Source organism: Pseudomonas sp. FW215-R2 (assembly GCF_058789255.1).
Genome location: NZ_JBYTBO010000020.1, coordinates 1 through 22,406, shown reverse-complemented (window position 1 = coordinate 22,406; position 22,406 = coordinate 1). Strand labels below are relative to the sequence as shown.

The 22,406-nt window shown below is 61.6% G+C and carries 24 protein-coding genes and 1 pseudogene; 15 read left to right on the top strand and 10 right to left on the bottom strand.

Annotation, left to right across the window (positions count from 1 at the left end; all coding sequences use genetic code 11):
• Positions 1-31 precede the first annotated feature (31 nt).
• Positions 32-472, bottom strand: coding sequence for a PACE efflux transporter (locus AC3WRD_RS23520; protein WP_102621304.1), 441 nt, complete (start codon positions 470-472; stop codon positions 32-34).
• A gap of 121 nt (positions 473-593) precedes the next feature.
• Between AC3WRD_RS23520 and AC3WRD_RS23515 the strand changes: the two genes are divergently transcribed.
• The gene (locus AC3WRD_RS23515; RefSeq protein WP_102621305.1) at positions 594-1,466 is read left to right on the top strand and encodes a LysR family transcriptional regulator; all 873 of its coding nucleotides are present in this window, start codon (positions 594-596) and stop codon (positions 1,464-1,466) included.
• A gap of 70 nt (positions 1,467-1,536) precedes the next feature.
• Here the strand turns inward: AC3WRD_RS23515 and gntR are convergent, their stop codons facing one another.
• Entirely contained in the window at positions 1,537-2,568 is a 1,032-nt protein-coding gene (gntR, locus tag AC3WRD_RS23510; protein WP_096818207.1) for an HTH-type transcriptional regulator GntR, read from the bottom strand.
• 216 nt (positions 2,569-2,784) lie between these two features.
• Here gntR and AC3WRD_RS23505 point away from each other — a divergent pair, with 216 nt between their 5' ends.
• Together AC3WRD_RS23505 and AC3WRD_RS23500 are read left to right on the top strand one after the other, a co-directional pair.
• Positions 2,785-3,318, top strand: a complete 534-nt coding sequence (locus AC3WRD_RS23505) for a gluconokinase (protein WP_102621306.1) — start codon at positions 2,785-2,787, stop codon at positions 3,316-3,318.
• An 82-nt stretch (positions 3,319-3,400) separates the two neighbouring features.
• Positions 3,401-4,753, top strand: coding sequence for a GntP family permease (locus AC3WRD_RS23500; RefSeq protein WP_096818205.1), 1,353 nt, complete (start codon positions 3,401-3,403; stop codon positions 4,751-4,753).
• Between the two features lie 98 nt (positions 4,754-4,851).
• Here AC3WRD_RS23500 and alaC read toward each other — a convergent pair whose 3' ends face one another.
• On the bottom strand, positions 4,852-6,060 hold the full coding sequence (gene alaC, locus AC3WRD_RS23495; protein WP_102621307.1) for an alanine transaminase: 1,209 nt from the start codon (positions 6,058-6,060) through the stop codon (positions 4,852-4,854).
• A 139-nt stretch (positions 6,061-6,199) separates the two neighbouring features.
• On the opposite strand from alaC, the gene AC3WRD_RS23490 reads away from it, so the two are divergent.
• The 3 genes from AC3WRD_RS23490 to AC3WRD_RS23480 all read left to right on the top strand — a co-directional run bounded on the left by AC3WRD_RS23490 (position 6,200) and on the right by AC3WRD_RS23480 (position 8,231).
• Positions 6,200-6,862, top strand: a complete 663-nt coding sequence (locus tag AC3WRD_RS23490; protein ID WP_102621308.1) for a LysE family translocator — start codon at positions 6,200-6,202, stop codon at positions 6,860-6,862.
• A 69-nt stretch (positions 6,863-6,931) separates the two neighbouring features.
• Positions 6,932-7,426 carry a GyrI-like domain-containing protein gene (locus AC3WRD_RS23485; RefSeq protein WP_102621309.1) on the top strand — a complete coding sequence of 165 codons (495 nt, stop codon included), beginning with the start codon at positions 6,932-6,934 and terminating at the stop codon, positions 7,424-7,426.
• Positions 7,427-7,742: 316 nt separating this feature from the next.
• The gene (locus tag AC3WRD_RS23480; RefSeq protein WP_085730321.1) at positions 7,743-8,231 is read left to right on the top strand and encodes a GNAT family N-acetyltransferase; all 489 of its coding nucleotides are present in this window, start codon (positions 7,743-7,745) and stop codon (positions 8,229-8,231) included.
• 166 nt (positions 8,232-8,397) lie between these two features.
• On the opposite strand, the gene AC3WRD_RS23475 is transcribed toward AC3WRD_RS23480, so the two are convergent.
• Positions 8,398-9,003 (bottom strand): pyridoxamine 5'-phosphate oxidase family protein, encoded by a 606-nt coding sequence (locus AC3WRD_RS23475; RefSeq protein ID WP_102621310.1) that lies wholly within the window; start codon positions 9,001-9,003, stop codon positions 8,398-8,400.
• A gap of 17 nt (positions 9,004-9,020) precedes the next feature.
• Entirely contained in the window at positions 9,021-9,506 is a 486-nt protein-coding gene (locus tag AC3WRD_RS23470; RefSeq protein ID WP_102621311.1) for a GNAT family N-acetyltransferase, read from the bottom strand.
• A 142-nt stretch (positions 9,507-9,648) separates the two neighbouring features.
• On the opposite strand from AC3WRD_RS23470, the gene AC3WRD_RS23465 reads away from it, so the two are divergent.
• From AC3WRD_RS23465 to AC3WRD_RS23455, 3 genes are read left to right on the top strand one after another with little or no spacing between them, the layout of a single operon-like run.
• Positions 9,649-10,074 carry a YybH family protein gene (locus AC3WRD_RS23465; RefSeq protein ID WP_102621312.1) on the top strand — a complete coding sequence of 142 codons (426 nt, stop codon included), beginning with the start codon at positions 9,649-9,651 and terminating at the stop codon, positions 10,072-10,074.
• Positions 10,075-10,114: 40 nt separating this feature from the next.
• Complete coding sequence (locus AC3WRD_RS23460) at positions 10,115-10,459, top strand: YciI family protein (RefSeq protein WP_007951101.1); 345 nt, start codon at positions 10,115-10,117, stop codon at positions 10,457-10,459.
• On the top strand, positions 10,452-11,696 hold the full coding sequence (locus AC3WRD_RS23455) for an RNA polymerase sigma factor (protein ID WP_102621313.1): 1,245 nt from the start codon (positions 10,452-10,454) through the stop codon (positions 11,694-11,696). Before AC3WRD_RS23460 ends, AC3WRD_RS23455 begins: the two co-directional genes overlap by 8 nt.
• 265 nt (positions 11,697-11,961) lie before the next feature.
• Here AC3WRD_RS23455 and AC3WRD_RS23450 read toward each other — a convergent pair whose 3' ends face one another.
• Positions 11,962-12,687: an SDR family oxidoreductase gene (locus AC3WRD_RS23450; RefSeq protein ID WP_102621314.1), complete on the bottom strand. Its 726-nt coding sequence runs from the start codon at positions 12,685-12,687 to the stop codon at positions 11,962-11,964.
• Positions 12,688-12,798: 111 nt separating this feature from the next.
• Here AC3WRD_RS23450 and AC3WRD_RS23445 point away from each other — a divergent pair, with 111 nt between their 5' ends.
• Positions 12,799-13,632 (top strand): LysR family transcriptional regulator, encoded by an 834-nt coding sequence (locus tag AC3WRD_RS23445; protein ID WP_102621315.1) that lies wholly within the window; start codon positions 12,799-12,801, stop codon positions 13,630-13,632.
• A gap of 4 nt (positions 13,633-13,636) precedes the next feature.
• Here AC3WRD_RS23445 and AC3WRD_RS23440 read toward each other — a convergent pair whose 3' ends face one another.
• Positions 13,637-14,491 (bottom strand): LysR family transcriptional regulator, encoded by an 855-nt coding sequence (locus AC3WRD_RS23440; protein WP_102621316.1) that lies wholly within the window; start codon positions 14,489-14,491, stop codon positions 13,637-13,639.
• Positions 14,492-14,579: 88 nt separating this feature from the next.
• Between AC3WRD_RS23440 and AC3WRD_RS23435 the strand changes: the two genes are divergently transcribed.
• Positions 14,580-15,017 carry a multidrug/biocide efflux PACE transporter gene (locus AC3WRD_RS23435; RefSeq protein ID WP_102621317.1) on the top strand — a complete coding sequence of 146 codons (438 nt, stop codon included), beginning with the start codon at positions 14,580-14,582 and terminating at the stop codon, positions 15,015-15,017.
• Between the two features lie 61 nt (positions 15,018-15,078).
• Here the strand turns inward: AC3WRD_RS23435 and AC3WRD_RS23430 are convergent, their stop codons facing one another.
• Positions 15,079-15,834: an SDR family NAD(P)-dependent oxidoreductase gene (locus AC3WRD_RS23430; RefSeq protein ID WP_096818176.1), complete on the bottom strand. Its 756-nt coding sequence runs from the start codon at positions 15,832-15,834 to the stop codon at positions 15,079-15,081.
• A gap of 120 nt (positions 15,835-15,954) precedes the next feature.
• On the opposite strand from AC3WRD_RS23430, the gene AC3WRD_RS23425 reads away from it, so the two are divergent.
• Positions 15,955-16,851 carry a LysR family transcriptional regulator gene (locus AC3WRD_RS23425; RefSeq protein WP_102621318.1) on the top strand — a complete coding sequence of 299 codons (897 nt, stop codon included), beginning with the start codon at positions 15,955-15,957 and terminating at the stop codon, positions 16,849-16,851.
• A 53-nt stretch (positions 16,852-16,904) separates the two neighbouring features.
• Here AC3WRD_RS23425 and AC3WRD_RS23420 read toward each other — a convergent pair whose 3' ends face one another.
• Together AC3WRD_RS23420 and AC3WRD_RS23415 are read right to left on the bottom strand one after the other, a co-directional pair.
• Positions 16,905-18,518 carry an inorganic phosphate transporter gene (locus AC3WRD_RS23420; protein ID WP_102621319.1) on the bottom strand — a complete coding sequence of 538 codons (1,614 nt, stop codon included), beginning with the start codon at positions 18,516-18,518 and terminating at the stop codon, positions 16,905-16,907.
• A 247-nt stretch (positions 18,519-18,765) separates the two neighbouring features.
• On the bottom strand, positions 18,766-19,788 hold the full coding sequence (locus tag AC3WRD_RS23415) for a transporter (RefSeq protein ID WP_096818170.1): 1,023 nt from the start codon (positions 19,786-19,788) through the stop codon (positions 18,766-18,768).
• A gap of 276 nt (positions 19,789-20,064) precedes the next feature.
• On the opposite strand from AC3WRD_RS23415, the pseudogene AC3WRD_RS23410 reads away from it, so the two are divergent.
• The 3 genes and pseudogenes from AC3WRD_RS23410 to AC3WRD_RS23400 form a co-directional block, all read left to right on the top strand.
• Positions 20,065-20,754, top strand: a pseudogene (locus AC3WRD_RS23410) (methyl-accepting chemotaxis protein); the annotation flags it as partial.
• Positions 20,755-20,919: 165 nt separating this feature from the next.
• Positions 20,920-21,687, top strand: coding sequence for a methyl-accepting chemotaxis protein (locus AC3WRD_RS23405; RefSeq protein ID WP_371859721.1), 768 nt, complete (start codon positions 20,920-20,922; stop codon positions 21,685-21,687).
• A 112-nt stretch (positions 21,688-21,799) separates the two neighbouring features.
• On the top strand, positions 21,800-22,243 hold the full coding sequence (locus AC3WRD_RS23400; RefSeq protein ID WP_102621321.1) for a hypothetical protein: 444 nt from the start codon (positions 21,800-21,802) through the stop codon (positions 22,241-22,243).
• The last annotated feature ends 163 nt before the right edge of the window (positions 22,244-22,406 follow it).

Below are 22,406 nucleotides of genomic sequence, written 5' to 3'. Positions count from 1 at the left end.
TTCTTGCAATATCCGCTTACCAATTAGCGATTCATGCTGCGGGCACGGGATCCGGCAGCGCCGAGGCCGGCAAACCGAACACCTTATCGAACAGCCAGTTGAAGGCGAAGGTGTAGCAAGGGATGAACACGATCAGCGCCAGATCCAGCAGGAAGGCCTGCACCAGGCTGATATTCATCCACCAGGCGATCAGCGGAATCAGGAACACGATCAGCGTCAATTGAAAGCCGACCGCGTGGGCGATACGGCGTTTGACTGTGCGGGTGCGCGACACCTGACGGCTTTCCCAGTGCTCGAACAGCGAGGTGTAGATGAAGTTCCAGGTCACGGCGATGGTGGTGATGATCACCGCCAGCGGGCCGGTGCTGCCGGGCGAGGTGCCGGACAACAGGGCCAGGCCGAGGGCCGAGAAGGTCATGCCGATCACTTCATAGAGCGACACGTAGACCAGTTTGCGTTTGGCGCCTTGCATGGGGAATTGCCTCTTTCTTGCGACTGGTGGCCAGCGGGGCTGGCGAAGGCGACGAAAGATAGCTTCAATGGTGATGACAGAAAAAGTCAGTAGCTTTCAGTTTTATTGATAGGTAGATGATGTGAATTTCAACAGCGAAAGCATCGAACTGTTTCTCGCAGTGATTGAGCGCGGCTCGTTTTCCGCCGCAGCCAGGGCATTGGGCAAAGTCCCGTCGGCGGTGAGCATGGCCATCGGCAATCTGGAGGCCGAACTTGGCTACCCGCTGTTTGATCGCAGTCACCGCGAACCGCAACCCACGGCGATGGCGCTGTCGCTGGTGCCCCATGCGCGACTGATCGCCGATCAGCTCAAGCAATTGCAGGTGCATGCGGTGCAGTTGTCGCTGGGGCTGGAGAGCAAGTTGTCGATTGGCGTGGCGGCGGATATCGACCGGCGACGTTTGCTGGCGGCGATCAAGGACATCAGTGAGCGCCACCCGCTGCTCGACATCGAAGTGCTGACCGCGCCGCAGGATGACGTGCTGGCGATGCTTCACAGCGGCCGGATCAGCGTGTGCCTGGCGTTCGCCGGGTTGAGCGTGAACGTGCTGGAGCGGTTTCAGTTTGTCGGCAGTGAACGGATGATCGCCACGCTGGCGGCGGACAGTCCGCTGTTGCAGGGGCAGGATCTGTTTCTCGAAGATCTGGTGCATGTGCGGCAGATCGTTGTCGGCAGTCGCGACTTGCCGATCAGCGAAACCCGGCCGCTGGTGGCCGAATCCCACTGGCGCACCGACAGCCTGGAGACGGCGCTGGAGATGGTCGAGGCGGGGTTGGGCTGGGGCAATTTCCCGTTGTCGGTGGTGCAGCCGTGGCTCGATTCGGGGCGATTGAAACGGCTGAACTTCCGCAACATCGAGAACGGTCTGGTGCTGCCGGTGCACGCGGTGTGGCTCAAGAGCCAGCCGTTGCAGAAGGGGGCGGCGGCATTGGTTGAAATACTCGGCCGGTGATCATTCCCACGCTCTGCGTGGGAACGCAGCCCGGGACGCTCCGCGTCCCTTCCAGAGCCGAACGCGGAGGTCAGGTGCTTTCGCGGATTTTCAGTTCGAAGCCCATGTCCTCGACCGGTCGCGCCACGCTGTTGCCGGCCATCAGGGTCAGCATCTGTTCCGCCGCACGCCGGCCGATGGCCTCACGCGGGGTGTTGATGCTGCTCAGGCGCGGCACCATGTGCTCGGACATCGGCAGGTCGTTGAAGCCGAGGATCGCCACTTGCTCGGGGATCTTGATCCCGTTGCGCAGGGCCTCGAGCAGGGCGCCCTGGGCCAGGTCGTCGTTGCCGAAGAAGATCGCATCGACGTCCGGATGCGCCGCCAGCAGTTGCAGGAACAACTCGCCACCCAGGCCCACGGACGAAGAACGCGGGGTCAGCACTTCCAGATCCGGGTCGTAGCGACCGGCCTTCTGCAACGCTTTGCGAAAACCTTCACCGCGCAGCAGGGTGCGCTGATCGAGCTGCGCGCCGATGTACGCCAGACGCTTGCGGCCACGGGACAGCAAATGTTCGGCGGCGGTTTCCCCGGCGCTGAGCTGGGAGAAGCCGACGCAGTTCACTCCGGCGGCGCTGTCCAGTTCCATCATGTACACGCAGGGAATGTTGCTGGCCTCGATCATCCGCCGCGATGTTTCGGTGCGGTCGAAACCGGTCAGCAGCAAACCCCGTGGCTGATAAGCCATGTAGTTGCGCAGCAGGTTTTCTTCTTCATCGCGGGAATAGTGGAAGTTGCCGATCAGCACTTCGAAGCCTTTGGGCGTGAGCACCCGATGAATGGCTTCCAGGGTGTCGATGAACAACAGGTTGGCCAGCGAAGGCACCAGGACCACCACTGAATGGCTCTGGGCCGAGGCCAGGGCGCGGGCGGCGGGGTTGACCACGTAGTTGAGTTCCAGCGCGGCTTTCTGGACTTTTTCCACCAGTTCGGTGGCGACGGTGCTGACCCCGCGCAAGGCGCGAGAAGCTGTAATCGGACTGACGCCAGCCAGCCGGGCGACTTCATTGAGGGTGGGACGGCCGGTGGTGCGGGTGTTTTTATCGTTTTTAGGGGTGGTCATCGGGCGGCTTGCCAAACAAAAATCAAGGCACTAAGGTAGCGCTGTCCTTATGCAGCTGCAAATGCGTAAGCGAGGTCCTGCCTGATCCTCGCTTTTTGGCGTTGGGACCCAACCTGCTGCAACCCAAAAAAACGACAAGAAGGCGTCGGCAATTTCTGCCTGTGCACTAGAGTCATAGTTAGCAAAGGTAGCGCTGTCTGCGCGCTGAGGTGTTTCATGAATCATCCCATCACCGCCCTGGTCATCATGGGCGTTGCCGGTTGCGGCAAGACGTGCGTCAGCGAGGCCCTGTGCCAATTGAGCGGCGCCACTGCCATTGAAGGCGATACTTTCCATCCGGCCGCGAACATCGAAAAGATGAGCGCGGGGATCCCCCTGAACGACGAAGACCGTGCCGGCTGGCTCGACAGCCTGTGCGATGAACTGCGCCGCGTCGATGCCCTGGGCGAACGCCCGGTGCTGACCTGCTCGGCCCTCAAGCACATTTACCGCGAACGTCTGCGCAGCGCCTTGCCGGGCCTGGGCTTCGTGTTCCTCGAATTGACGCCGGAAGTTGCCGCCGAACGTGTGTCCCATCGTCCGGGCCACTTCATGCCGGCCACCTTGATCGAAAGCCAGTTCGCCACCCTCGAATCGCCCAAGGGCGAGCCGTTGACCCTGGCCCTGAATGCTTCGATCCACAGCGTTGAAGAACTGGCGTCGCAAGCCCACGTCTGGTGGCAGGCCCATGGCCTGAAACAGGCGATATGAGCGTGTTTGCGAAGATAGCGCTGTCCTTTCGACTTCTGATTAACCCGCTTTAATAACAACAACAAACCAGGAGACACCCCCAATGTTTGGCATGTCCCATGACGCCTACCTGCTGCTTGATGCAGTGGTCACGGTGATCGGGCTTATCGTCCTGATCACCAAGTTCAAGCTCCATCCCTTCATTGCCCTGACCATCGCCGCCGCGTTCCTCGGCCTGACGTCCGGCATGCCGATCGGCACCATCATCAAGGCGTTCCAGGACGGCTTCGGTGGCGTGCTCGGTTTCGTCGGCATCATTCTCGCGCTGGGCACCATGCTCGGCAAAATGATGGCCGAATCCGGCGGTGCCGATCAGATCGCCCAGACCCTGATTCGCGCGTTCGGCAAAGAGCGCGTGCAGTGGGCAATGATGTTCGCCGCGTTCCTGGTGGGCATTCCGCTGTTCTTTGAAATCGGCTTCGTGCTGCTGATTCCGCTGGTGTTCATCGTTGCCCGCCGCACCGGTGTGTCGATCATCAAGATCGGTATCCCGCTGCTCGCCGGCCTGTCCGCCGTGCACGGCCTGGTGCCACCGCACCCGGGCCCGCTGCTGGCCATTGGCGTGTTCGGTGCTGACATCGGCAAGACCATTCTCTACGGTCTGATCGTCGCGCTGCCGACCGCCATCATTGCCGGTCCGATCTTCGGTACGTTCATCGCCAAGCACATCCCGGGTCATCCGAACCAGGAACTGGTTGATCAACTGGCCCGTGAAACCGATTCGGCCAAGCTGCCAAGCTTCGGCATCACCCTGGTCACCGTGCTGCTGCCGGTGTTCCTGATGCTGCTGAAAACCTTCGCCGACGTGGCGCTGCCGGACGGTCATTTCTTCCGTACCTGGATGGACATGATCGGTCACCCGATCTCGGCGCTGCTGCTGGCCTTGCTGCTGTCGCTGTACACCTTCGGCGCCAAGCAGGGCATCGGTTCTCAGCAGATGCTCAAATGGCTGGATGCGAGCCTGGCGCCAACCGCCGCGATCATCCTGATCATCGGTGCCGGTGGTGGCTTCAAGCAGATGCTGGTGACCAGCGGTGTGGGCGACGTGATCGGCCACATGGCGGTCAGCGCGCAGATCTCGCCGATCCTGCTGGCGTGGCTGGTGGCAGCGGTGATCCGCATCGCGACCGGTTCGGCCACTGTGGCGACCATTACTGGCGCGGGCATTGTGGTGCCGGTAGTGGGGATGATCCCGGGCGTGAACCGTGAGTTGCTGGTGCTGGCCACCGGTGCCGGTTCCTTGATCCTGTCCCACGTCAACGATGCCGGTTTCTGGCTGGTGAAGCAGTACTTCAACATGACCGTGGCGGAAACCTTCAAGACCTGGACCGCGATGGAAACCATCCTGTCGGTGGTTGCGCTGGGCTTTATCCTGCTGCTGTCGCTGTTCGTTTAACCTCGAACGCGAGACACAAAAAAACCGCAGCGATGCGGTTTTTTTGTGCCTGGATCGTTCCCACGCTCTGCGTGGGAACGATCAGGTTGCGGAGGCTGTTACTTGGTGACCAGGCCATCCGCCCGGAACATCCCGCGAATCCCGCGTACGGCCTGACGAATCCGGTCCTGGTTCTCGATCAGCGCGAAACGCACGTGATCGTCGCCGTACTCACCAAAGCCGACACCCGGCGAGACGCAGACCTTGGCCTCGGCCAGCAGCTTCTTGGCGAATTCCAGCGAGCCGAGGTGCGCGTAGGCGTCGGGAATCTTCGCCCAGACGTACATCGAGGCTTTCGGGTTTTCGACCATCCAGCCCAGTTCATGCAGGCCCTTGACCAGCACGTTGCGGCGCTGGCGATACTGCTCGGCGATGTCGCGCACGCATTGCTGATCGCCTTCCAGCGCGGCAATCGCAGCGACCTGCAGCGGGGTGAAGGTGCCGTAGTCGTGGTAGCTCTTGATCCGCGCCAGGGCGTTGACCAGTTCCGGGTTGCCGACCATGAAACCGATGCGCCAGCCCGCCATGTTGTAGCTCTTGGACAGGGTGAAAAACTCCACCGCGATGTCCTTGGCGCCCGGCACCTGCATGATCGACGGGGCTTTCCAGCCGTCGTAGACGATATCGGCGTAGGCCAGGTCGTGCACCACCAGCACGTCGTACTGTTTGGCGAGGGCGATCACCCGTTCGAAGAAATCCAGCTCCACGCACTGCGCGGTCGGGTTGGACGGGAAGCCGAGGATCATCATCTTCGGTTTCGGGATCGAGCCGCGAATCGCCCGTTCCAGCTCGTCGAAGAAGTCCACGCCCGGCACCAGCGGCACCGACCGCACCTGGGCGCCGGCAATCACGGCACCGTAGATGTGAATCGGGTAGCTCGGGTTCGGCACCAGCACGGTGTCGCCCTGATCCAGGGTCGCCAGCATCAGGTGCGCCAGGCCTTCCTTGGAACCGATGGTGACGATGGCTTCGCTTTCCGGGTCGATATCGACCTCGTAGCGTTCCTTGTACCAGTTGGAAATCGCCCGGCGCAGGCGCGGAATGCCCTTGGACGTGGAGTAACCGTGGGTGTCTTCGCGTTGTGCAACCTGCACCAGTTTTTCAACGATGTGCGGCGGCGTGGCGCCGTCGGGGTTGCCCATGCTCAAGTCGATGATGTCTTCGCCACGACGTCGGGCGGCCATCTTCAGCTCGGCAGTGATGTTGAAAACGTAAGGGGGGAGTCGATCTATGCGCGCAAAGCGGCGCGGCGAACCTTGTTCAGCCATTGTTGCCTCGGATAACGTAAGCGCCCGGAACCGTCCGAGCGACGCTGGTCACTGCGGTGACCTGTGGCGGAAGATAAGGGCAGCGATGGCAGACTGTCCAGCGTGCACGACAACAATTTTTTCCCAAGGAAAACGGTTAATGGAATTCACCAGCGGCTTCTTGCTGAGCCTTTCGCTGTGCCTGGACATCGGCGTGGCCAACATCGCGATGATCACCCTGGCCATGCAGCGCGGCTATTTTCAGGGCTTCGCGCTGGGCCTCGGCACCTGCGTCGGCGACTTGATCTACGCCGTTCTTGCCCTGGCCGGAATGACCGTTCTGCTGCAATACGAAACCGTGCGCTGGGTGTTGTGGATCGGCGGTTCGGCGCTGTTGATCTACTTCGCGGCGAAGATGATCTATTCGGCGATCCACCACGAAGCGCTCTTGGCGGAGACGGCGGAGGTCGGCCAGAACTCCCATCGCAAGGAATTCTTCCGTGGGATTTTTCTCGCCATGTCGTCGCCGAGCGCCATCCTCTGGTTCGCGGCGGTGGGTGGCACGTTGATCGCCCGTTCCGGTGGCGGCGGTCCGCTCAGTTCGGCGCTGTTCCTTGGCGGCTTCCTGTGTGCCGGGCTGTTGTGGTCGGCGGGTCTGTGCTTTGCGGCGAGCCATGGCGGCAAACTGCTGGGTGACAAACTGCTGCGCTATTCCTACATGGCATCGGCGGCGATCTTCTGCTATTTCGCGGTCTACGTGATCGTATCCGGTTATAACGAGTTCGTCGGTTCCGGTGCCGTCGACGCCCTGCACACGCTGTAAATGTGCGAATCGGGTTTGGCTTCTATACTCCCAGCCGAACCCACTTTTTTCGTTCCAAGGAGTCGAGTCATGGATGAGCAAAAACGCGTCGAAGTGGCTGAACCTCGCTTCGAACATGGACACTTCCTGCTGATTGCAGGTTTTCGCGATCGCTTTACCAAAGAGACCGTCCAGGACATCCCCGCGCTGTGGGAGAAACTGATCCCGCACATCGGAAATATTCCGGGTCAGAAGGGCGAAGTGACCTACGGCGTTTGCAGCAATTTCGACGGCAACGGCGGTTTCGATTACATGGCCGGGGTCGAAATCCGCAAGCTGGATGACTTCCCGCAGGAAAAGTATCCGTGGATCGAAGTCCTCCCGCGCCAGTACGCGGTATTCGAACACAAGGGTTCGCTGGATCTTCTGCCGCAGACCATTGAATACATCTACAAAACCTGGCTGCCGGCCTCCGAATACAAGGGTCTTAACGCCCCGGAGCTGGAACGCTACAGCGCCGATTTCAATCCGAAAACCAATACCGGCAAGCTGGAAATCTGCGTCCCGGTGGAAAAGAAAACCTGATGAACGACCGGCAGCGCGAACCCGCTTCGCGCTGCCGATCAAGCCTTACTTGCCCTTGATCCGTCGTGCCCGCAACAGGTCGATGCCCAAGGTGATGAAGCCGAAAAAGCTGATACCCAACACCATCAACAAACCGATTTCCATGCTGCTCATAAACTGTTCCCCTTCGGGTGATCAGAGACAGTGGTCAGGAATAGACCGTCCCGAATCCGAAGAAAAGCGCTTATACGCAGGCTTTACGCCGCCCATGCGGATCGATATGAACACCTTATTCCTTTATCCTTGGCGGCCCTGTTTCCACTGATTTCGAGCCGCCATGAACACCGTCATCCGCCACGTCACCGCCGCCGACCTGGATCGCTGCTACGCCATCGAAACCCTCGCCTACGAGGGCGACGAAGCCGCGACCCGCGAGAAGATCGCCACGCGTATCGCCACCTGGCCGGACGGTTTCATCGTCGCCGAGGTGGACGGGCAGGTGGCCGGCTTCATCAACTCCGGCGCGGCGTTCGAGGTGCAGATGTCCGACGAGGCGTTCAAGGAACTGATCGGCCACGATCCGGCGGGGCCGAACGTGGTGATCATGTCGGTGGTGGTGCACCCGGACTATCAAGGCCTGGGCCTGGCCAAGCGTCTGCTGGGCGAATTCATCGAGCGCATGCGCGCTCAGGGCAAGGCGACGATTCACCTGATGTGCAAGGAACGGCACATCCCGCTGTACGCCGGATTCGGTTTTGCCTACATCAAACCGTCCGAGTCCGACCACGGCGGGATGGCGTGGCACGAGATGATCCTGACCCTCTGACCCATGATCATTCCCACGCTCTGCGTGGGAATGCATACCGGGACGCTCCGCGTTCCTGCCGCACCGCTGATGTAACGCCTGGCACCGTCATGACGCAGAGCGTCAAAGGCTGCATTCCCACGCAGACGGTTCGACGCCTCGACGTGGGAACGATCGATGGGCGGCGTCAGTAAAGGGTTTCACGCACCCGCGCCGGGGCCTCACGGTCGTAGGCCTCGGCATCGAACTGACCTTCGTTCAGGCGCTTGTGAAACGCGCCTGCCGTTGGCAGCGCCGAGCGCGGCAAGTGGGTTTGCGGATTCCACGCGTCCGAACGCACGAACGCTTTCGAGCAATGAAAGAACGCCGCCTCCACCGTCACCAACAACACCGTGCGCGCCGGTTTGCCGTTGACCGCGAAGCTTTCCAGTAACTCCGGATCAGCGCTGATGGTCGCCGTGCCATTGACCCGCAACGTCTCGCCAATCCCCGGAATGATGAACAGCAGCGACACTCGCGGATCGTGCAGCACGTTGCGCAGTGTATCGATGCGGTTGTTGCCCGGGCGATCCGGCAGGGCCAGGGTGCGCTCGTTGATGATTCGCACGAACCCCGGCGCGTCCCCGCGCGGAGAACCGTCGATGCCATCGGCGCCGACCGAACTGACAATCACCAGCGGCGAAACCCGGACCATCGCCTGATAGTCCTCGTTGAGAAAACCGATCTGTTTGCGCACCGCCCGTTCGTGGGGCAATCCGTAAATAGCTTCCAGTGCTTCGATTGAATCGATCATCGTTGCTCCCTCGACGATTAAAAGAACAGGCCCATGCGCCGCTCGTAACCGATGCGCCCCTTGTACGCTTCGCCGCTGTCGACGAAACCGTACTTGGCATACAGCGCAATCGCAGCATCGTTGTCAGCGTCCACCGACAGTTCCAGCCCTTTGATTTCCGGCCAGGCCTGGCGCGCAACCTCCGGCAACGCCAGCAGGCAGGCCTTGCCATAACCCTTGCCCTGGGCCCGGTGATCGACCTGCAACGCATGCAGGGTGGCGCTGTGTTCATCGGCCCATTCCGGCAACACCGGCGGGCGCTTGAGCAGCAGGAAGGCCACCGGCACTTCCTCGGCCAGCAGGGCAAAACCTTTCACGCCGGGGCCGGGTTTCGACAGCAGCGTGTGCAGGGCGCCGTGGATGTCGCCGGAGAACTTGATCTGCTCGGCGTGGATTTCAATGGCCTCGACCTGTTGGCGTTGGGTGGCGTTCAGGCTTTCGTAAGGCACGAGTCGGGCTGACACGGGAATTTCCTTTTTCCTACAAAGATGAGCCTCGGATTCTAGCGATTTTGCGTTCTCTGGAATTTTTTTGTTTCAGCTGTCGATCCGGCCAATCGCCAAGCGACCAAGTGTGTCTTCACAACAAAAACCAGGGAGAAAACCCATGAGTACGCAAGCGCAGATTCAAGCCGTGATCGACACCTACCGTCAGGCCGTCATGACCAAGGACGTGGAAAAGGTCATGACCCTGTACGCCGACGACATCCTCTCGTTCGATGCGATCAAGGCCCTGCAATTCAAGGGCAAGGAGGCCTACCGCGCCCACTGGGTGGCCTGCATGGAAATGTGCCCTGGCCCGCACATCTTCGAATTCCACGAAATCGCCATCGAGACCGGGGACAACATCGCCTTCGCCCACTGGGTCGCCAATTGCGGCGGCACCAATGAAAAAGGCGAAACCCAGAGTTGCTGGATGCGCGCCACCGCCTGCTATCGGCTGGTCGACGGTGCGTGGAAAATCGCCCACGAACACTGGTCGGCGCCGTTCGATCCGATGACTGGCTCGACCCTGTTTGATGTGAAACCCTGATCTTCAGCCATAGTTGATCCGTCCGATTCAGGAGAACGCCATGAAGTATTTATGCCTGGTCTACAGCGATGAGCGCCTGCTGCATTCGTCGCCCGACAGCCCGGAAGACGCCGAATGCTGGGCCTACGCCGAGTCGATTCAGGGCAGCGGCCGGATGGTCGCCGCCGAAGCACTGGAGTCGGTGCAGACCGCCACCACGGTGCGCATGCGCAACGGCAAGTTGTCGATCACCGACGGCCCGTTCGCCGAGACCAAGGAGCAGTTGGCCGGTTTCTACCTGATCGACGCGCGGGACCTCAACGAAGCGATCCAGGTCGCCGGCAACATTCCGGCGGCCCGGGTCGGCAGTGTCGAAGTGCGTCCTGTGCGGCAGTTGAATGTCTGAGGTCGCGGCCCGGGTCGCGCAGGTCTACCGCGAAGACTCGCGGCGGATCCTTGCGACCCTGATCCGTCTGCTCGGCGATTTCGACCTCGCCGAAGAAGCCTTGCACGAGGCGTTCTTCGTTGCGGTCGAGCGTTGGCAACGCGACGGCGTGCCGGACAATCCGCGGGCGTGGCTGGTGTCCACCGGGCGCTTCAAGGCGATTGATGTGTTGCGTCGGCGCGCACGGTTCAAAGCGTCGCAGCCGTTGTTGCTGGCGCAACTGGAGGAGCTGGAACAGTCCGAATGGGACGTTGAAGACGTGGAAGACGATCGCCTGCGCCTGATCTTCACCTGCTGCCACCCGGCACTGGCGGCGGACGCGCAAGTGCCGCTGACCCTGCGCGAAGTCTGCGATCTCACCACCGAGGAAATCGCCCGCGCATTTCTCTCGGCCCCGGCGGCGATTGCCCAGCGCATCGTGCGCGCCAAGGCGAAGATTCGCGATGCAAAAATCCCTTATCAAGTCCCGAGCCTGAGCGAGTTGCCCGAGCGCCTCGACAGCGTGTTGCGGGTGATTTATCTGGTGTTCAACGAAGGCTACTCGGCGTCCGGCGGTGCCCAGGTAACCCGCGAGGATTTGACCCGTGAGGCGATTCGTCTCGGGCGGTTGCTCCTGGAGTTGTTGCCGGACCCGGAAGTCATGGGGTTGCTGGCGTTGATGTTGCTGCATGAGTCGCGTCGGTCGGCGCGGTCGACGCCCGAGGGTGAGCTGATTCTGCTGGATGATCAGGATCGCGGATTGTGGAATGCCGAACTGATTGCCGAAGGCTGTGATCTGGTGGAAAAGGCGCTGACCACCGGACGCTTCGGGCCGTATTGCCTGCAAGCGGCGATTGCGGCGGTGCATGCCGAAGCGCCGACGGCAGGGGAGACGGACTGGGAACAGATTGTCGGGCTGTATGAGGTGTTGCTGCGGGCGGTGCCGTCGCCGGTGATCGAGTTGAATCGGGCGGTGGCGGTGGCCAAGCGTGACGGGGCGTTGGCCGGGTTGACCTTGATTGAAGGAATTCTGGACCGTGGGGAGTTGCAGGATTACCACCTGGCGCATTCGGCGCGGGCGGAGTTTTGTCGGCAGTTGGGGCGGGTTGAGGAGGCTCGGGCGGCTTATCGGCGGGCCTTGGAATTGACTCGGCAGGAGCCGGAGCGGCGGTTTATTGAAGGGCGGCTTTCGGCTTTGGATCGCTTGCCCTCACCCTAGCCCTCTCCCGGAGGGAGAGGGGACCGATCCGGGGATATTGGAGAGATACGCCGACCTGAACGATTCGTCGTGAATCCATAATCGACCAGATCTTTCAGGTCGGCGTATCACGCAAGACACCTCGGTGCTGACGTGAGCGATTTGCTCTAAATCCATAATCGACTCGATTTTTCAGGTCGATGTAAGACGCAAGACACCTCGGTCGGCTCCCTCTCCCTCCGGGAGAGGGCTGGGGTGAGGGAACTTTTGATTTTGCCTTTCGCCTTTAGGCCTGCTGGCGGGTAGCCGCCATCACAATCTCCCGAATACAAACCCCCTGCGGCTGCCCATACGCATAAGCAATCGCCGTCGCCACATCCTCGGCGCTCAGCACCGTGCCACCCATGTCCTGCTTCCACGCCTGATACCCGGTCTTGATCGCCTCATCCGTGGTGTGGCTCAACAACTCGGTCTCCACCGCACCCGGCGCAATCGTGGTCACGCGCACGTTATGCGGCGACAGCTCTTCACGCAGGTTTTCCGACAACCCGTGCACCGCAAACTTGGTGCCGACGTACGCCACATGGTTCGGGAACGTCTTGCGCCCGGCCACCGAGCTGACGTTGATGATGGTGCCGTGCTTGCGCTCGATCATCCCGGCGACCACCGCGTGCACGCCGTTAAGCAAGCCTTTCACGTTGACGTCGAGCATCTGGTCCCACTGCGCCGGGTCCTGTTTGCTCATCTCGCCCAGCAGCATCACCCCGGCGTTGTTGATCAGCGCATCGGTCGGGCCGAATTGGGCTTCGGCCTCGGCAACGGCGGCCAGCAACGCGGCGCGGTCGGTGATGTCGACGCGGCGGCTGAGGGTGTTCGGCAGGGCCAGCGCTTCGAGGCGTTCGATGCGCCGCGCCAGCAACAGTAGCGGGTGACCGGCAGCGCTCAAGCGCCGTGCGGTGGCTTCGCCGATGCCCGAGCTGGCGCCGGTGATGATGATCAATGGCTTGCCCATGGTTGAACTCCTGAGATAAGAAAAACAAATAACCAGATTCGAAGCGCAGTATATTTAGCCCGCTGGAGGCTGAAAAATGCCTTATTCCTCTGTCTGCTATCGGAATCTCCTATGGATATCCGCCATCTCAAAGCCTTCCTCGCCGTGTTTGAGGAACGCAACATCACCGCCGCCGCACAACGGCTGTTCATCAGTCAGCCCACATTGTCGGTGACCATCAAACAGCTGGAAGAAGAACTCGGCGCGACGCTGTTCGTGCGTCAGCCCCGTGGTGTGGAGGTCAGCGACGAAGCGCGGCTGCTGTATCCGCAGGCACGACGGATGGTGGCCGAGTCCGAGGCGCTGAGCCGGATGTTTCGCGGCCGCGAAAACCGCGCGCCGCTGACCCTCGGCATCGAGGGTGACATCGCCGCCAGTCACATCGAAGCCTTTGTGCGCATGGCCCATCAGGCGTTGCCCAATCTGCTGCTGACCCTGGAAGAAGGCTGTCACGGCGATGGTCGGCTGGCGGTCGAGGAAATGTGCTGCGAGGACGAACTGTTTCTGCCGCTATGGGAAGAGTCTTACGTGATGGCGCTGCCACTCGACCATCCGATGGCCAACGCGCAGGCAGGCTGGGCGCCGATCGAGGATTGGATCACCTGCCCGCAACATCCGTCCCATCAGCGGTTGATGGCGCTTTACGGACGCTCGCCGGAAGCGGTGGCGGGGCACGCCGGTTCACTGCAACAGGCGTTGCACATGGTGGCGGCGGGTGTCGGCGTGGCGATGTTGCCGCAGTCGCTGGTGAGCGGGCATGAACGCATCGTCGTACGTGCGCTGCACCTGCCGGCGCCGACCCGGCGGGTGGGGTTGTGCTACGCGGCGCAGGCGCTGGAATTGCCGGCGATGCGCGGGTTGCATGAGCACTTTCAACACAATCGGCCGCCGGCGATTGCCGCTTGAATCGTCACTCGAGCATCTTGCTCAGCAACCAGCTCCCCGCCGGCCCCGGCGGGTACAGCCGCGACCACAGCGCATCGACGAACACCGGTTTCGGCCAGCCGCGCACCTTCAGCTCAACCAGCAGATCGTTACCGAAACGCTCCACCAGCCAGCGCGGCAGCGGTGCCCAGCCGAAGCCCTTTTCGGCCATCTCCAGCAGCATCAGATAACTCGGCGCCGACCACACCCGGCCTTTGCCGCGACTGTCATAGGGATTGACGATGGTGGCCAGGCGCAGCTCGCGATGCTGTTCAAGGACTGTTTGATCGATGGATTCCTGCGTCGCCAACGGATGATTACGGCCGACGAACAGGGCGATTTCAGTGCGTTCGGCGACGGTCGAGGTCGCCAGGTCCGGCGGGTAGTTGTCCTGCATCTCGGCGAATGCCAGGTGCGCCCGACCGCGTTGCACCAGTTCGATCAGGTCATCGCACTCGGCGATCAGGCATTCCAGCTCCAGATCCGGATAGCGCTGCTCGAAGCCCACCAATGCGGCTTCGAAACGGTCGGACTGATAAGTGTCGGAAATCGCCACCGTGAGTTTCGGCTCGACGCCCTGGGCCAATTGCCGCGCGGTCATTTCCAGTCGGCTGGTGGCCGACAGAATCGCCTCGGCCCGTTGCAGCATCACGTGACCGGCCGGGGTCAGGGTCGGTTTGCGGCTGCTGCGGTCGAACAGGATCAGGTCCAGATCGATCTCAAGACTGGCCACCGCCGCACTCACCGTCGACTGACTGCGCCCGAGTTTGCGCGCCGCTGCCGAAAAAGAGCCTTGAGTGGCGGCCTGGACAAACGCGAGCAACACTTCCTGAGAGGCCATGAACTATCGCCTTGATCGATGGTTATTGGTTATGAAGTATCGGTGTGGTGCTGGATCATGGCAACCATCTTCACAGAGGAACTCGGCCATGACTGCCAACAAATCCATCACTGAACGTATCTTCCAGGCCATCGGTTTCGAACTGCTGGCAATCCTGATCTGTACTCCATTGCTGGCGTGGATCATGGGCAAACCGCTGGTCGAAATGGGTGCCGTCACCATGGCCATCGCGTTGCTGGCCCTGGGCTGGAACGTGGTGTTCAACGGCTTCTTCGACCGTCTGCTCAAACGCTGGAACATCGCCCACAACGCCTGGGTGCGGGTGGTGCACGCGCTGCTGTTCGAGGGCGGGTTGATTGTGATGGGCGTGCCGCTGATTGCCTGGTGGCTGTCGGTCAGCCTGTGGCAGGCGTTCCTGCTCGACATTGGCGTGCTGCTGTTCTTCCTGCCGTACACCTACGTCTATCACTGGGGTTATGACGTGGTGCGCGAGCGGCTGGTGATGCGCAGCGTCTGCCAGAGCTGAAAACAAAAAAATCGCAGCCTGTGAGGGCTGCGATTTTTTTTGTCCGGGATTTTTGCCGGGTTTAGAGAAACATCCCGCCCGACGCTTCAATCCGCTGACCGTTGATCCACTGCGCCCCCGGCGACAGCAGCAGCGCCAGCGCACCACCAATGTCATCCGGCTGCCCGGCACGGCCCAGTGCGGTGTTGCTGGCGACCATCGCATTCAACGCCGAATTGTCGCGCACCGCGCCGCCGCCGAAGTCGGTTTCGATGGCGCCCGGTGCGAGGATATTCACGGCGATCTGCCGCGCACCCAGCTCCTTGGCCTGATAACGGGTCAGCACTTCCATCGCACCTTTCATCGCCGCGTAGGCGGCATAACCCGGCAGGGTGAAACGGGCCAGACCGCTGGAGATGTTGATGATCCGCCCGCCATCGTTGATCAGCGGCAGCAATTGCTGAGTCAGGAAGAACGGCCCTTTCAACTGCACGTTCATCAGCAGGTCGAACTGCTCCGGCGTGGTTTCGGCGAAGGACGCATGCACGCCAATCCCGGCGTTATTGATCAAGAAGTCGAAACGCGACTGCCCGAGCTGTTGCAGTGCTTGCCCGACCCGCACGGCGAAATCGGCAAAGCCTTCGCTGCGGCCGACATCCAGTTGCAGCATCACGGCGTTGGCGCCGAGTGTTTTCAGTTCCTCGACCAGCGATTGCGCTTCATCGGCGCGGCTGTTGTAGGTGCCGATGATGTCCACGCCTTGCGCGGCGAGGTGCAGGGCGGCGTTCTTGCCGAGGCCACGGCTGGCACCGGTGATCAATGCGATTTTGCGATTCATGGGTCTTCCTCGAGGGCAGTGACGGTTGATGGGGCCCAGTTTATTTATCCGCCGTGAGGTGATAAACAGACTGAAACCGGAATCACTGGTCGGATTGTCCGAACAATCAATGGGTGGCCCATGAACAAACTGGAACTGCTGCGCACCTTCGTCCGGGTCAGCGAATTGTCGAGTTTTACGATGGCAGGGGAGAGTCTGGGGCTGCCGCGCTCGACGGTGTCCGAGCAGGTGCAGGCGCTGGAAACCCTGCTCGGCACGCGTCTGCTGCAACGCACCACGCGCAAGGTCCAGGCGACTCAGGACGGCCTTGCGTTGTATGAGCGCAGCAAGGATCTGCTGTCGCACATGGACGAAATCGAGAACCTGTTCCGTCAGGACGAAGCGTCGCTGACCGGGCGGATCCGGGTCGATATGCCGAACATTCTGTCGCGGCGGCTGATCATGCCGAAGTTGCCGGAATTCATGGCCCGTCATCCGAACCTGGAGCTGGAAATCAGCAGCACCGATCGCCGGGTCGACCTGCTCGCCGAAGGCTTCGATTGCGTGGTGCGCATCGGCGCACAACCCGATCAGTCGGTGGTGGCGCGACACCTGGGGGATTTCAGCATGATCAACTGCGCCAGCCCCGCGTATCTGCAGCGCTACGGTGTGCCGCAGACCCTTGAGGATCTGGCGCAGCATCGACTGGTGCATTACGTCGGTGTGCTGGGTTCGCGATCGGAAGGGTTTGTCTATGAGCAGGACGGGCAGATCTACCGCTTGCCGATGGCGGGCAGTGTGACGGTCAACAGCACCGATGCCTACGAGTCGGCGTGCCTGGGTGGGTTCGGTCTGATCCAGGTGCCGCGTACCGGCATGAACACCTATCTGGACACCGGTGAGGTGGTGACCGTGTTGCCGCAATACACCGCGCCGGCGATGGGCATTTCACTGCTGTACGCCCGGCAGCGGCATTTGCCGTTGCGAGTGCGGGTGTTCATGGACTGGTTGGGGGAATTGATTCGTTCGACGCTCTGATTCCTGCCGCAAATCCCTGTGGGAGCAAAGGCTCTCACAGGGATTCCGGTTGATCAGAAGATCTGGGTGAACAGCCAGTACAGGCTGCCCGACAGCAGAATCGCTGCCGGCAAGGTCAGCACCCACGCCATCAGCAGATTGCGGATGGTCTTCATCTGCAGGCCGCCACCGTTGGCGACCATGGTCCCGGCCACGCCTGAGGACAACACATGGGTGGTCGACACCGGCAGGCCGAACATGTCGGCGGCGCCGATGGTCAGCATCGCCACGGTTTCCGCCGAGGCGCCCTGGGCGTAAGTCAGGTGGGTCTTGCCGATCTTCTCGCCGACCGTGACCACGATCCGCTTCCAGCCAACCATGGTGCCCAGCCCCAATGCAATCGCTACGGCGATCTTCACCCACAGCGGGATGAACCGGGTGGCGTTGTCGATCTGCTGCTTGAACAATTGCAGTTTGTTGGTGGTGTCGGCGTCGAAGGTGCCGACCTTGTTCTTGTCCATCAGGCGAATGGTTTCGCTGGCCAGGTACATGTCGTTCCGCACGTTGCCCATGGCCTCGGCCGGGACTTTCGACAGCGAACCGTAGCCTTTGACTTCTTCACCGATGTGCCCGGTCAGTGCGGCGAGGGCCGGAACCAGTTGCGGCGAGGCTTGCTTGCTGCGCACGTAATCCGAGAGCACCGGACGCGGATCGGCCGGGGCCGGCAGCGGTGCGCTTTTTACCAGCGCCTGTTGGGTGACTTCAGCCACGGCGGCGAACTGCAACGCCTGATCCGCCGGCATGGTGCGGTTCAGCGCATAAGCCATCGGCAGGGTGCCAACGAGGATCAGCATGATCAGGCCCATGCCTTTCTGGCCGTCGTTGGAACCGTGAGCGAACGACACGCCGGTGCAGGTCAGGATCAGCAGACCGCGAATCCACCACGGCGGCGGGGTGTTGCCTTCCGGGGCCTTGTACAGCGAGCGGTTCTTCACGAACGCGCGCAATGCCAGCAGCAACAGCGCCGCGCAACCGAAACCCACCAGCGGCGACAGCAGCAGTGCGTAACCGATCTTGGTGGCCTGGGCCCAGTCCACACCGCTGGTACCGTCGCGGCCATGCATCAGGGCATTCGCTACGCCGACGCCAATGATCGAACCGATCAGCGTGTGCGACGAAGAGGCCGGCAGGCCCAGCCACCAGGTGCCGAGGTTCCACAGAATCGCGGCGATCAGCAGGGCGAAGATCATCGCGAAACCGGCGGACGAGCCGACTTGCAGAATCAGCTCGACCGGCAGCAGGGCGATGATGCCGAACGCCACCGCGCCACTCGAAAGCAACACGCCGAGGAAGTTGAAGAAACCCGACCACACCACGGCCACATTCGGTGGCAGCGAGTGGGTGTAGATCACCGTGGCCACGGCATTGGCGGTGTCGTGGAAACCGTTGACGAACTCAAAGCCCAGCGCAATCAACAGCGCCACGCCGAGCAGCAGGAACGGGGTCCAGGTGGTGACCACCGTGCCGAGCTCGTGCATGTCGTGCATCAGGCTGTAGGCGGTGAACAGCATCCCCATGGCCAGCACGGCGAAGAACACCACGTAAGTGAAGGGGCCGGTTTTCTTGTCGAGCGCCGGCCTGCCGCTGGGGGCGGAGGCCGGGCTGGCGGTCAGGGAGGGAGTAGCCATGGGAGGACAATCCTGAGCGGGGGAAGGAGTGTTGCCCATGATCGTTGCTAAATATTACAGAGAGACTGCGGCAGGTCAGTGTTTGGCGGATTAGCCGCGCCGTTGGTCTTGCTTAATAGTGACTGATCGTTCCCACGCTCTGCGTGGGAACGCCGCCCGGGACGCTCCGCGTCCCTGTGACGCAGAGCGTCACCTGATGCATTCCCACGCGGAGCGTGGGAACGAGCGTGTCGGCGCTCGGCAGCGCTCAGTAATCCCCGCGCTTGCGAAACGCCCAGCGCCCGGCAATCACGGTAAACGTCACCACCAGCGCCACCAGAATCCAGAACCCTTCCGGATCAGTGGCCAGCGGCACACCGCCGACGTTCATGCCGAAGAAACCGGCAATGATGTTGATCGGCAGCGCCAGCACCGTCACCACGGTCAGGGTGAACAGCGTGCGGTTGCTCTGCTCATTGAGGTTGGCGGCGATCTCTTCCTGCAACAACTTGATCCGCTCACCGAGGGCCGTGAGGTCGTTGATGATCAGCGCGAACTCCTCGGTGGACTTGCGCAGCTCCTTCACGTCTTCCTTCTGCAACCACGGTGGCGGCCGATTGAGCAGGCGCAGCAGCGAACCCGGCTCCAGCGCCAGCAGTCGTTGCAGGCGCACCAGCACCCGTCGGTTGGCGCCGAGTTCGGCGCGGTTGGTCGACAGTCGCGAAGACAGCAACTCGTCCTCGACCTGATCGACGCTCATGCTGGTCTTGCGCACGATCTGGGTCAGCACTTCGCCCTGGTCGCGCAGCAAGTGCACGAGCAATTCCGACGGCGAGCGAAAGCACTCGCCGGCCTTCACCGACGAACGCAGCTTGTCCACCGAGTGCAGCGGTTGCAGGCGCGCACTGACGATCAGTTTGCTGCGCACGCAGACCCACAGCGTCGACACGTCCGACGACACCATGCTGCTGAGGTTGAACACCACGTCGTTGACCACCGCCAGCAACGCCGAATCGACATGCTCGATACGGGTCGAGCGCGAGCCTTCATGCAGCGCTTCGAAAAACTCTTCGGGTAATTGCAGATGACTTTTCATCCAGCGCTCGCACGCGGCGTGCGCCAGGTTCAGGTGCAGCCAGAGAAACTCATCGCTATCGCTGTCGTCCTGCAGGCAGCGCAGGGCAGTCGCCGAGTCGACTTCGCGACCACGCTCGCCGGGGCGGAAACGGAAACCGTAGAGCAAACCGAACAGGTCTGGATCGCGATGGCTGATATCGAGGCTGTGGTTCATGAAGTCTCGCTGGGAGGAGGGCGTCTGTCGCGGGATTTGCAGATTCACCTGAGCCGCATCATTGCAATGCGGTGTGACGTTTTGGTGACAGCTAAATGACGCCAGAATCAATGCCTTACCGGTGGTCGGATTTTTCTCAAGAAGCCCTCTGGCACGCCGATCACGCATGAGTTAGGTTGCGCGCCTTCGGCCAAGAGCCAAGGTTCGCCGACACGGATGTCCGGCCACAATTCACGTCTTACCGGACGTGCCTCATCCCTGTCATGAGTACCTGCGATGTTGCAAAAATCCCTGAGAGCGCAAATTCTCGCCCTGCTGAGCGGCAGTCTGTTGGCGATGCTGTTGATCGCGCTGGCCTGCTTTCATTTCCTGTCCAACGGCGTGCAGAACTACAGCCAGTTGATTGCCGGCCCCTTGCACACGTCGCAACTGATCGACGAAGCCAACCTGCAATTCAAGGTGCAGGTGCAGGAGTGGAAAAACGTCCTGTTGCGCGGCAAACAACCGGCAGACCTGGCCAAGTACTGGGGCCAGTTCGAAGATCGCCAGCGCGATGTGCAGAACATCCTCGGTGAACTGGCCAATCAGAAAGGCCTTGAGCCTGCGCTGAAAACCCGTATCGAGCGCCTGCGTGAAGAACACCGTCTGCTCGGCGCCGCTTACCAGAAAGGTCGCGATGCCTACGTAGCCGCCGGTGCAGATCCGACCGCGGGCGACACCGCCGTCAAAGGCGTCGACCGCGCCGCCAGCGACCAGATGAGCGAACTGGTGGGCGAACTGCGCAAGCAGGGCACCGAACAGTCGGCGCTGATCAGTGCCAGTGCTGATCGCACCGTGTTGCTGGGGATTCTGGTGATGCTCGCATCCGGCCTGTTGATCGGTCTGTTGAGCCTGTGGCTGGTCAACCGCAACCTGGTCGAGCCGATCCGCAAGCTCATCGACTACGTCACCCAGTTGAGCAAGGGCCGTCTGGTCGAGCGTGTGTCCAGCAGCCGTCAGGACGAGTTGGGCAACCTGGCCGCCGCGGCCAACACCCTGCGTGATTTCCTCGCTGAAACCTTCAACCACCTGCAGCGCAGCGCCAAGGATCTGGACAGCGCCAGCGGCGAGTTGAACGCCATCGCCACCGTGATGGCCGGCGGTACCAACGAGCAGTTCAACCGCACCGATCAGGTAGCCACGGCGATGAACGAAATGTCCGCCACCGCCCAGGAAGTCGCCCGTCATGCGGCCGACGCAGCGCGTGCTGCCGACGATGCCGACCAGTCCGCCCAGCAGGGTGAAAAGGTCATGCAGAGCACCATCCACAGCATCACCCAGATGCGCGGCGAAATCGCCAACACCGCCACGGTCATCCGTCGTCTGGAAGCCGACAGCGGTCGCATCGGCAAGGTGCTGGAAGTGATTCGCGGGATCGCCGAGCAGACCAACCTGCTGGCGCTCAACGCCGCCATCGAAGCGGCTCGTGCCGGTGAAGCGGGGCGTGGTTTTGCGGTGGTGGCCGATGAGGTGCGTAACCTCGCGCAGCGTACGGCGGAGTCGATCATCGAGATCAACCAGATCATCCAGAGCGTGCAGACCGGCGCAGTGGATGCGGCCCACGCCATCGACAGCGGCCAGACCCGCAGCGATGAAAGCGTCGAGCAAGTGACCCAGGCCGGCGCCATGCTCGAGCGCATCACTCACGCGGTGGAAGCGATTCGCGACATGAACCGCCAGATCGCCACGGCGGCTGAAGAGCAAACGTCGGTGGCTGAGGACATCTCGCGCAACCTGACCGAGATCACGTCGATCGCCAGCACCAACCTCGACAACGTGCAGCGCACCGAAAGCGCCAGCCAGAACCTGCACGGTCTGTCCGGCCAACTGAACGACGTCACCGCTCGCCTGAGCGTCTGACCCGCCAGTGACTGTGTACCGGCCCGGTTACCGAGTCGGTACACAGTCGATCTCAATTCGTGCAGGCCGCCGCCGATGGCCGGTTATTCATAACCGTCATTGGAGAATTCCCATGGTCAGCATCACGTCTGTTTCGATTAATCAGACCGTCACCACGCCTACCAGCAAAACCTCGATCGCCGACACGGGCGACGACACCTCGACCACTGCGGCGGCCAGCGCCGGTGTGAAAGCTGACACCAGCAAAGTGGCGGCGGGTGGCGGCGCTGCACCGTCGGGTGACAGCAGTTCCAGCAGCGATGAATCGGATACGGTGAAAGAACTGCGCAAGCAGATTGCCGAGTTGCAGAAGCAATTGCAGGAACAGCAACAGGCTCTGCAAGCGGCACAGGCCAAGCAGGAAAGTCAGGATGCCAAGGCGGCGGACGTTGCGGCGGCGCAATCGCAGATCGCGACGACTTCGGCTTCGTTGCAGACGGCGACGGCGGCGTTGTTGGCGGCGTTGCAGGAGTCTGATTCGAGTACGTCTGGCTCGCTGGTCAGCACGACCGCGTGAAGCCGTTCCCCTCACCCTAGCCCTCTCCCCGAGGGAGAGGGGACTGACGGAGTTGAATGTTCGAAGTACACCGACCTGAAAATCTTGTGTTGAACTCAGGACTGGAGCATCCCCCGATCGGCTCCCTTTCCCCCTCGCCCCCCTGGGGGAGAGGGCTGGGGTG

Bases quoted from the DNA above. Each gene is read 5' to 3' on its own strand.
- alaC (WP_102621307.1), bottom strand. From the start codon at position 6,060: ATGGCTGAACAAGGTTCGCCGCGCCGCTTTGCGCGCATAGATCGACTC.
- AC3WRD_RS23420 (WP_102621319.1), bottom strand. From the start codon at position 18,518: ATGGCTACTCCCTCCCTGACCGCCAGCCCGGCCTCCGCCCCCAGCGGC.
- AC3WRD_RS23425 (WP_102621318.1), top strand. From the start codon at position 15,955: ATGAACAAACTGGAACTGCTGCGCACCTTCGTCCGGGTCAGCGAATTG.
- AC3WRD_RS23480 (WP_085730321.1), top strand. From the start codon at position 7,743: ATGAACACCGTCATCCGCCACGTCACCGCCGCCGACCTGGATCGCTGC.
- AC3WRD_RS23520 (WP_102621304.1), bottom strand. From the start codon at position 472: ATGCAAGGCGCCAAACGCAAACTGGTCTACGTGTCGCTCTATGAAGTG.
- AC3WRD_RS23465 (WP_102621312.1), top strand. From the start codon at position 9,649: ATGAGTACGCAAGCGCAGATTCAAGCCGTGATCGACACCTACCGTCAG.
- AC3WRD_RS23460 (WP_007951101.1), top strand. From the start codon at position 10,115: ATGAAGTATTTATGCCTGGTCTACAGCGATGAGCGCCTGCTGCATTCG.
- AC3WRD_RS23415 (WP_096818170.1), bottom strand. From the start codon at position 19,788: ATGAACCACAGCCTCGATATCAGCCATCGCGATCCAGACCTGTTCGGT.
- AC3WRD_RS23455 (WP_102621313.1), top strand. From the start codon at position 10,452: ATGTCTGAGGTCGCGGCCCGGGTCGCGCAGGTCTACCGCGAAGACTCG.
- AC3WRD_RS23435 (WP_102621317.1), top strand. From the start codon at position 14,580: ATGACTGCCAACAAATCCATCACTGAACGTATCTTCCAGGCCATCGGT.
- AC3WRD_RS23430 (WP_096818176.1), bottom strand. From the start codon at position 15,834: ATGAATCGCAAAATCGCATTGATCACCGGTGCCAGCCGTGGCCTCGGC.
- gntR (WP_096818207.1), bottom strand. From the start codon at position 2,568: ATGACCACCCCTAAAAACGATAAAAACACCCGCACCACCGGCCGTCCC.
- AC3WRD_RS23500 (WP_096818205.1), top strand. From the start codon at position 3,401: ATGTTTGGCATGTCCCATGACGCCTACCTGCTGCTTGATGCAGTGGTC.
- AC3WRD_RS23445 (WP_102621315.1), top strand. From the start codon at position 12,799: ATGGATATCCGCCATCTCAAAGCCTTCCTCGCCGTGTTTGAGGAACGC.
- AC3WRD_RS23505 (WP_102621306.1), top strand. From the start codon at position 2,785: ATGAATCATCCCATCACCGCCCTGGTCATCATGGGCGTTGCCGGTTGC.
- AC3WRD_RS23400 (WP_102621321.1), top strand. From the start codon at position 21,800: ATGGTCAGCATCACGTCTGTTTCGATTAATCAGACCGTCACCACGCCT.
- AC3WRD_RS23450 (WP_102621314.1), bottom strand. From the start codon at position 12,687: ATGGGCAAGCCATTGATCATCATCACCGGCGCCAGCTCGGGCATCGGC.
- AC3WRD_RS23490 (WP_102621308.1), top strand. From the start codon at position 6,200: ATGGAATTCACCAGCGGCTTCTTGCTGAGCCTTTCGCTGTGCCTGGAC.
- AC3WRD_RS23405 (WP_371859721.1), top strand. From the start codon at position 20,920: ATGGCCGGCGGTACCAACGAGCAGTTCAACCGCACCGATCAGGTAGCC.
- AC3WRD_RS23440 (WP_102621316.1), bottom strand. From the start codon at position 14,491: ATGGCCTCTCAGGAAGTGTTGCTCGCGTTTGTCCAGGCCGCCACTCAA.
- AC3WRD_RS23475 (WP_102621310.1), bottom strand. From the start codon at position 9,003: ATGATCGATTCAATCGAAGCACTGGAAGCTATTTACGGATTGCCCCAC.
- AC3WRD_RS23485 (WP_102621309.1), top strand. From the start codon at position 6,932: ATGGATGAGCAAAAACGCGTCGAAGTGGCTGAACCTCGCTTCGAACAT.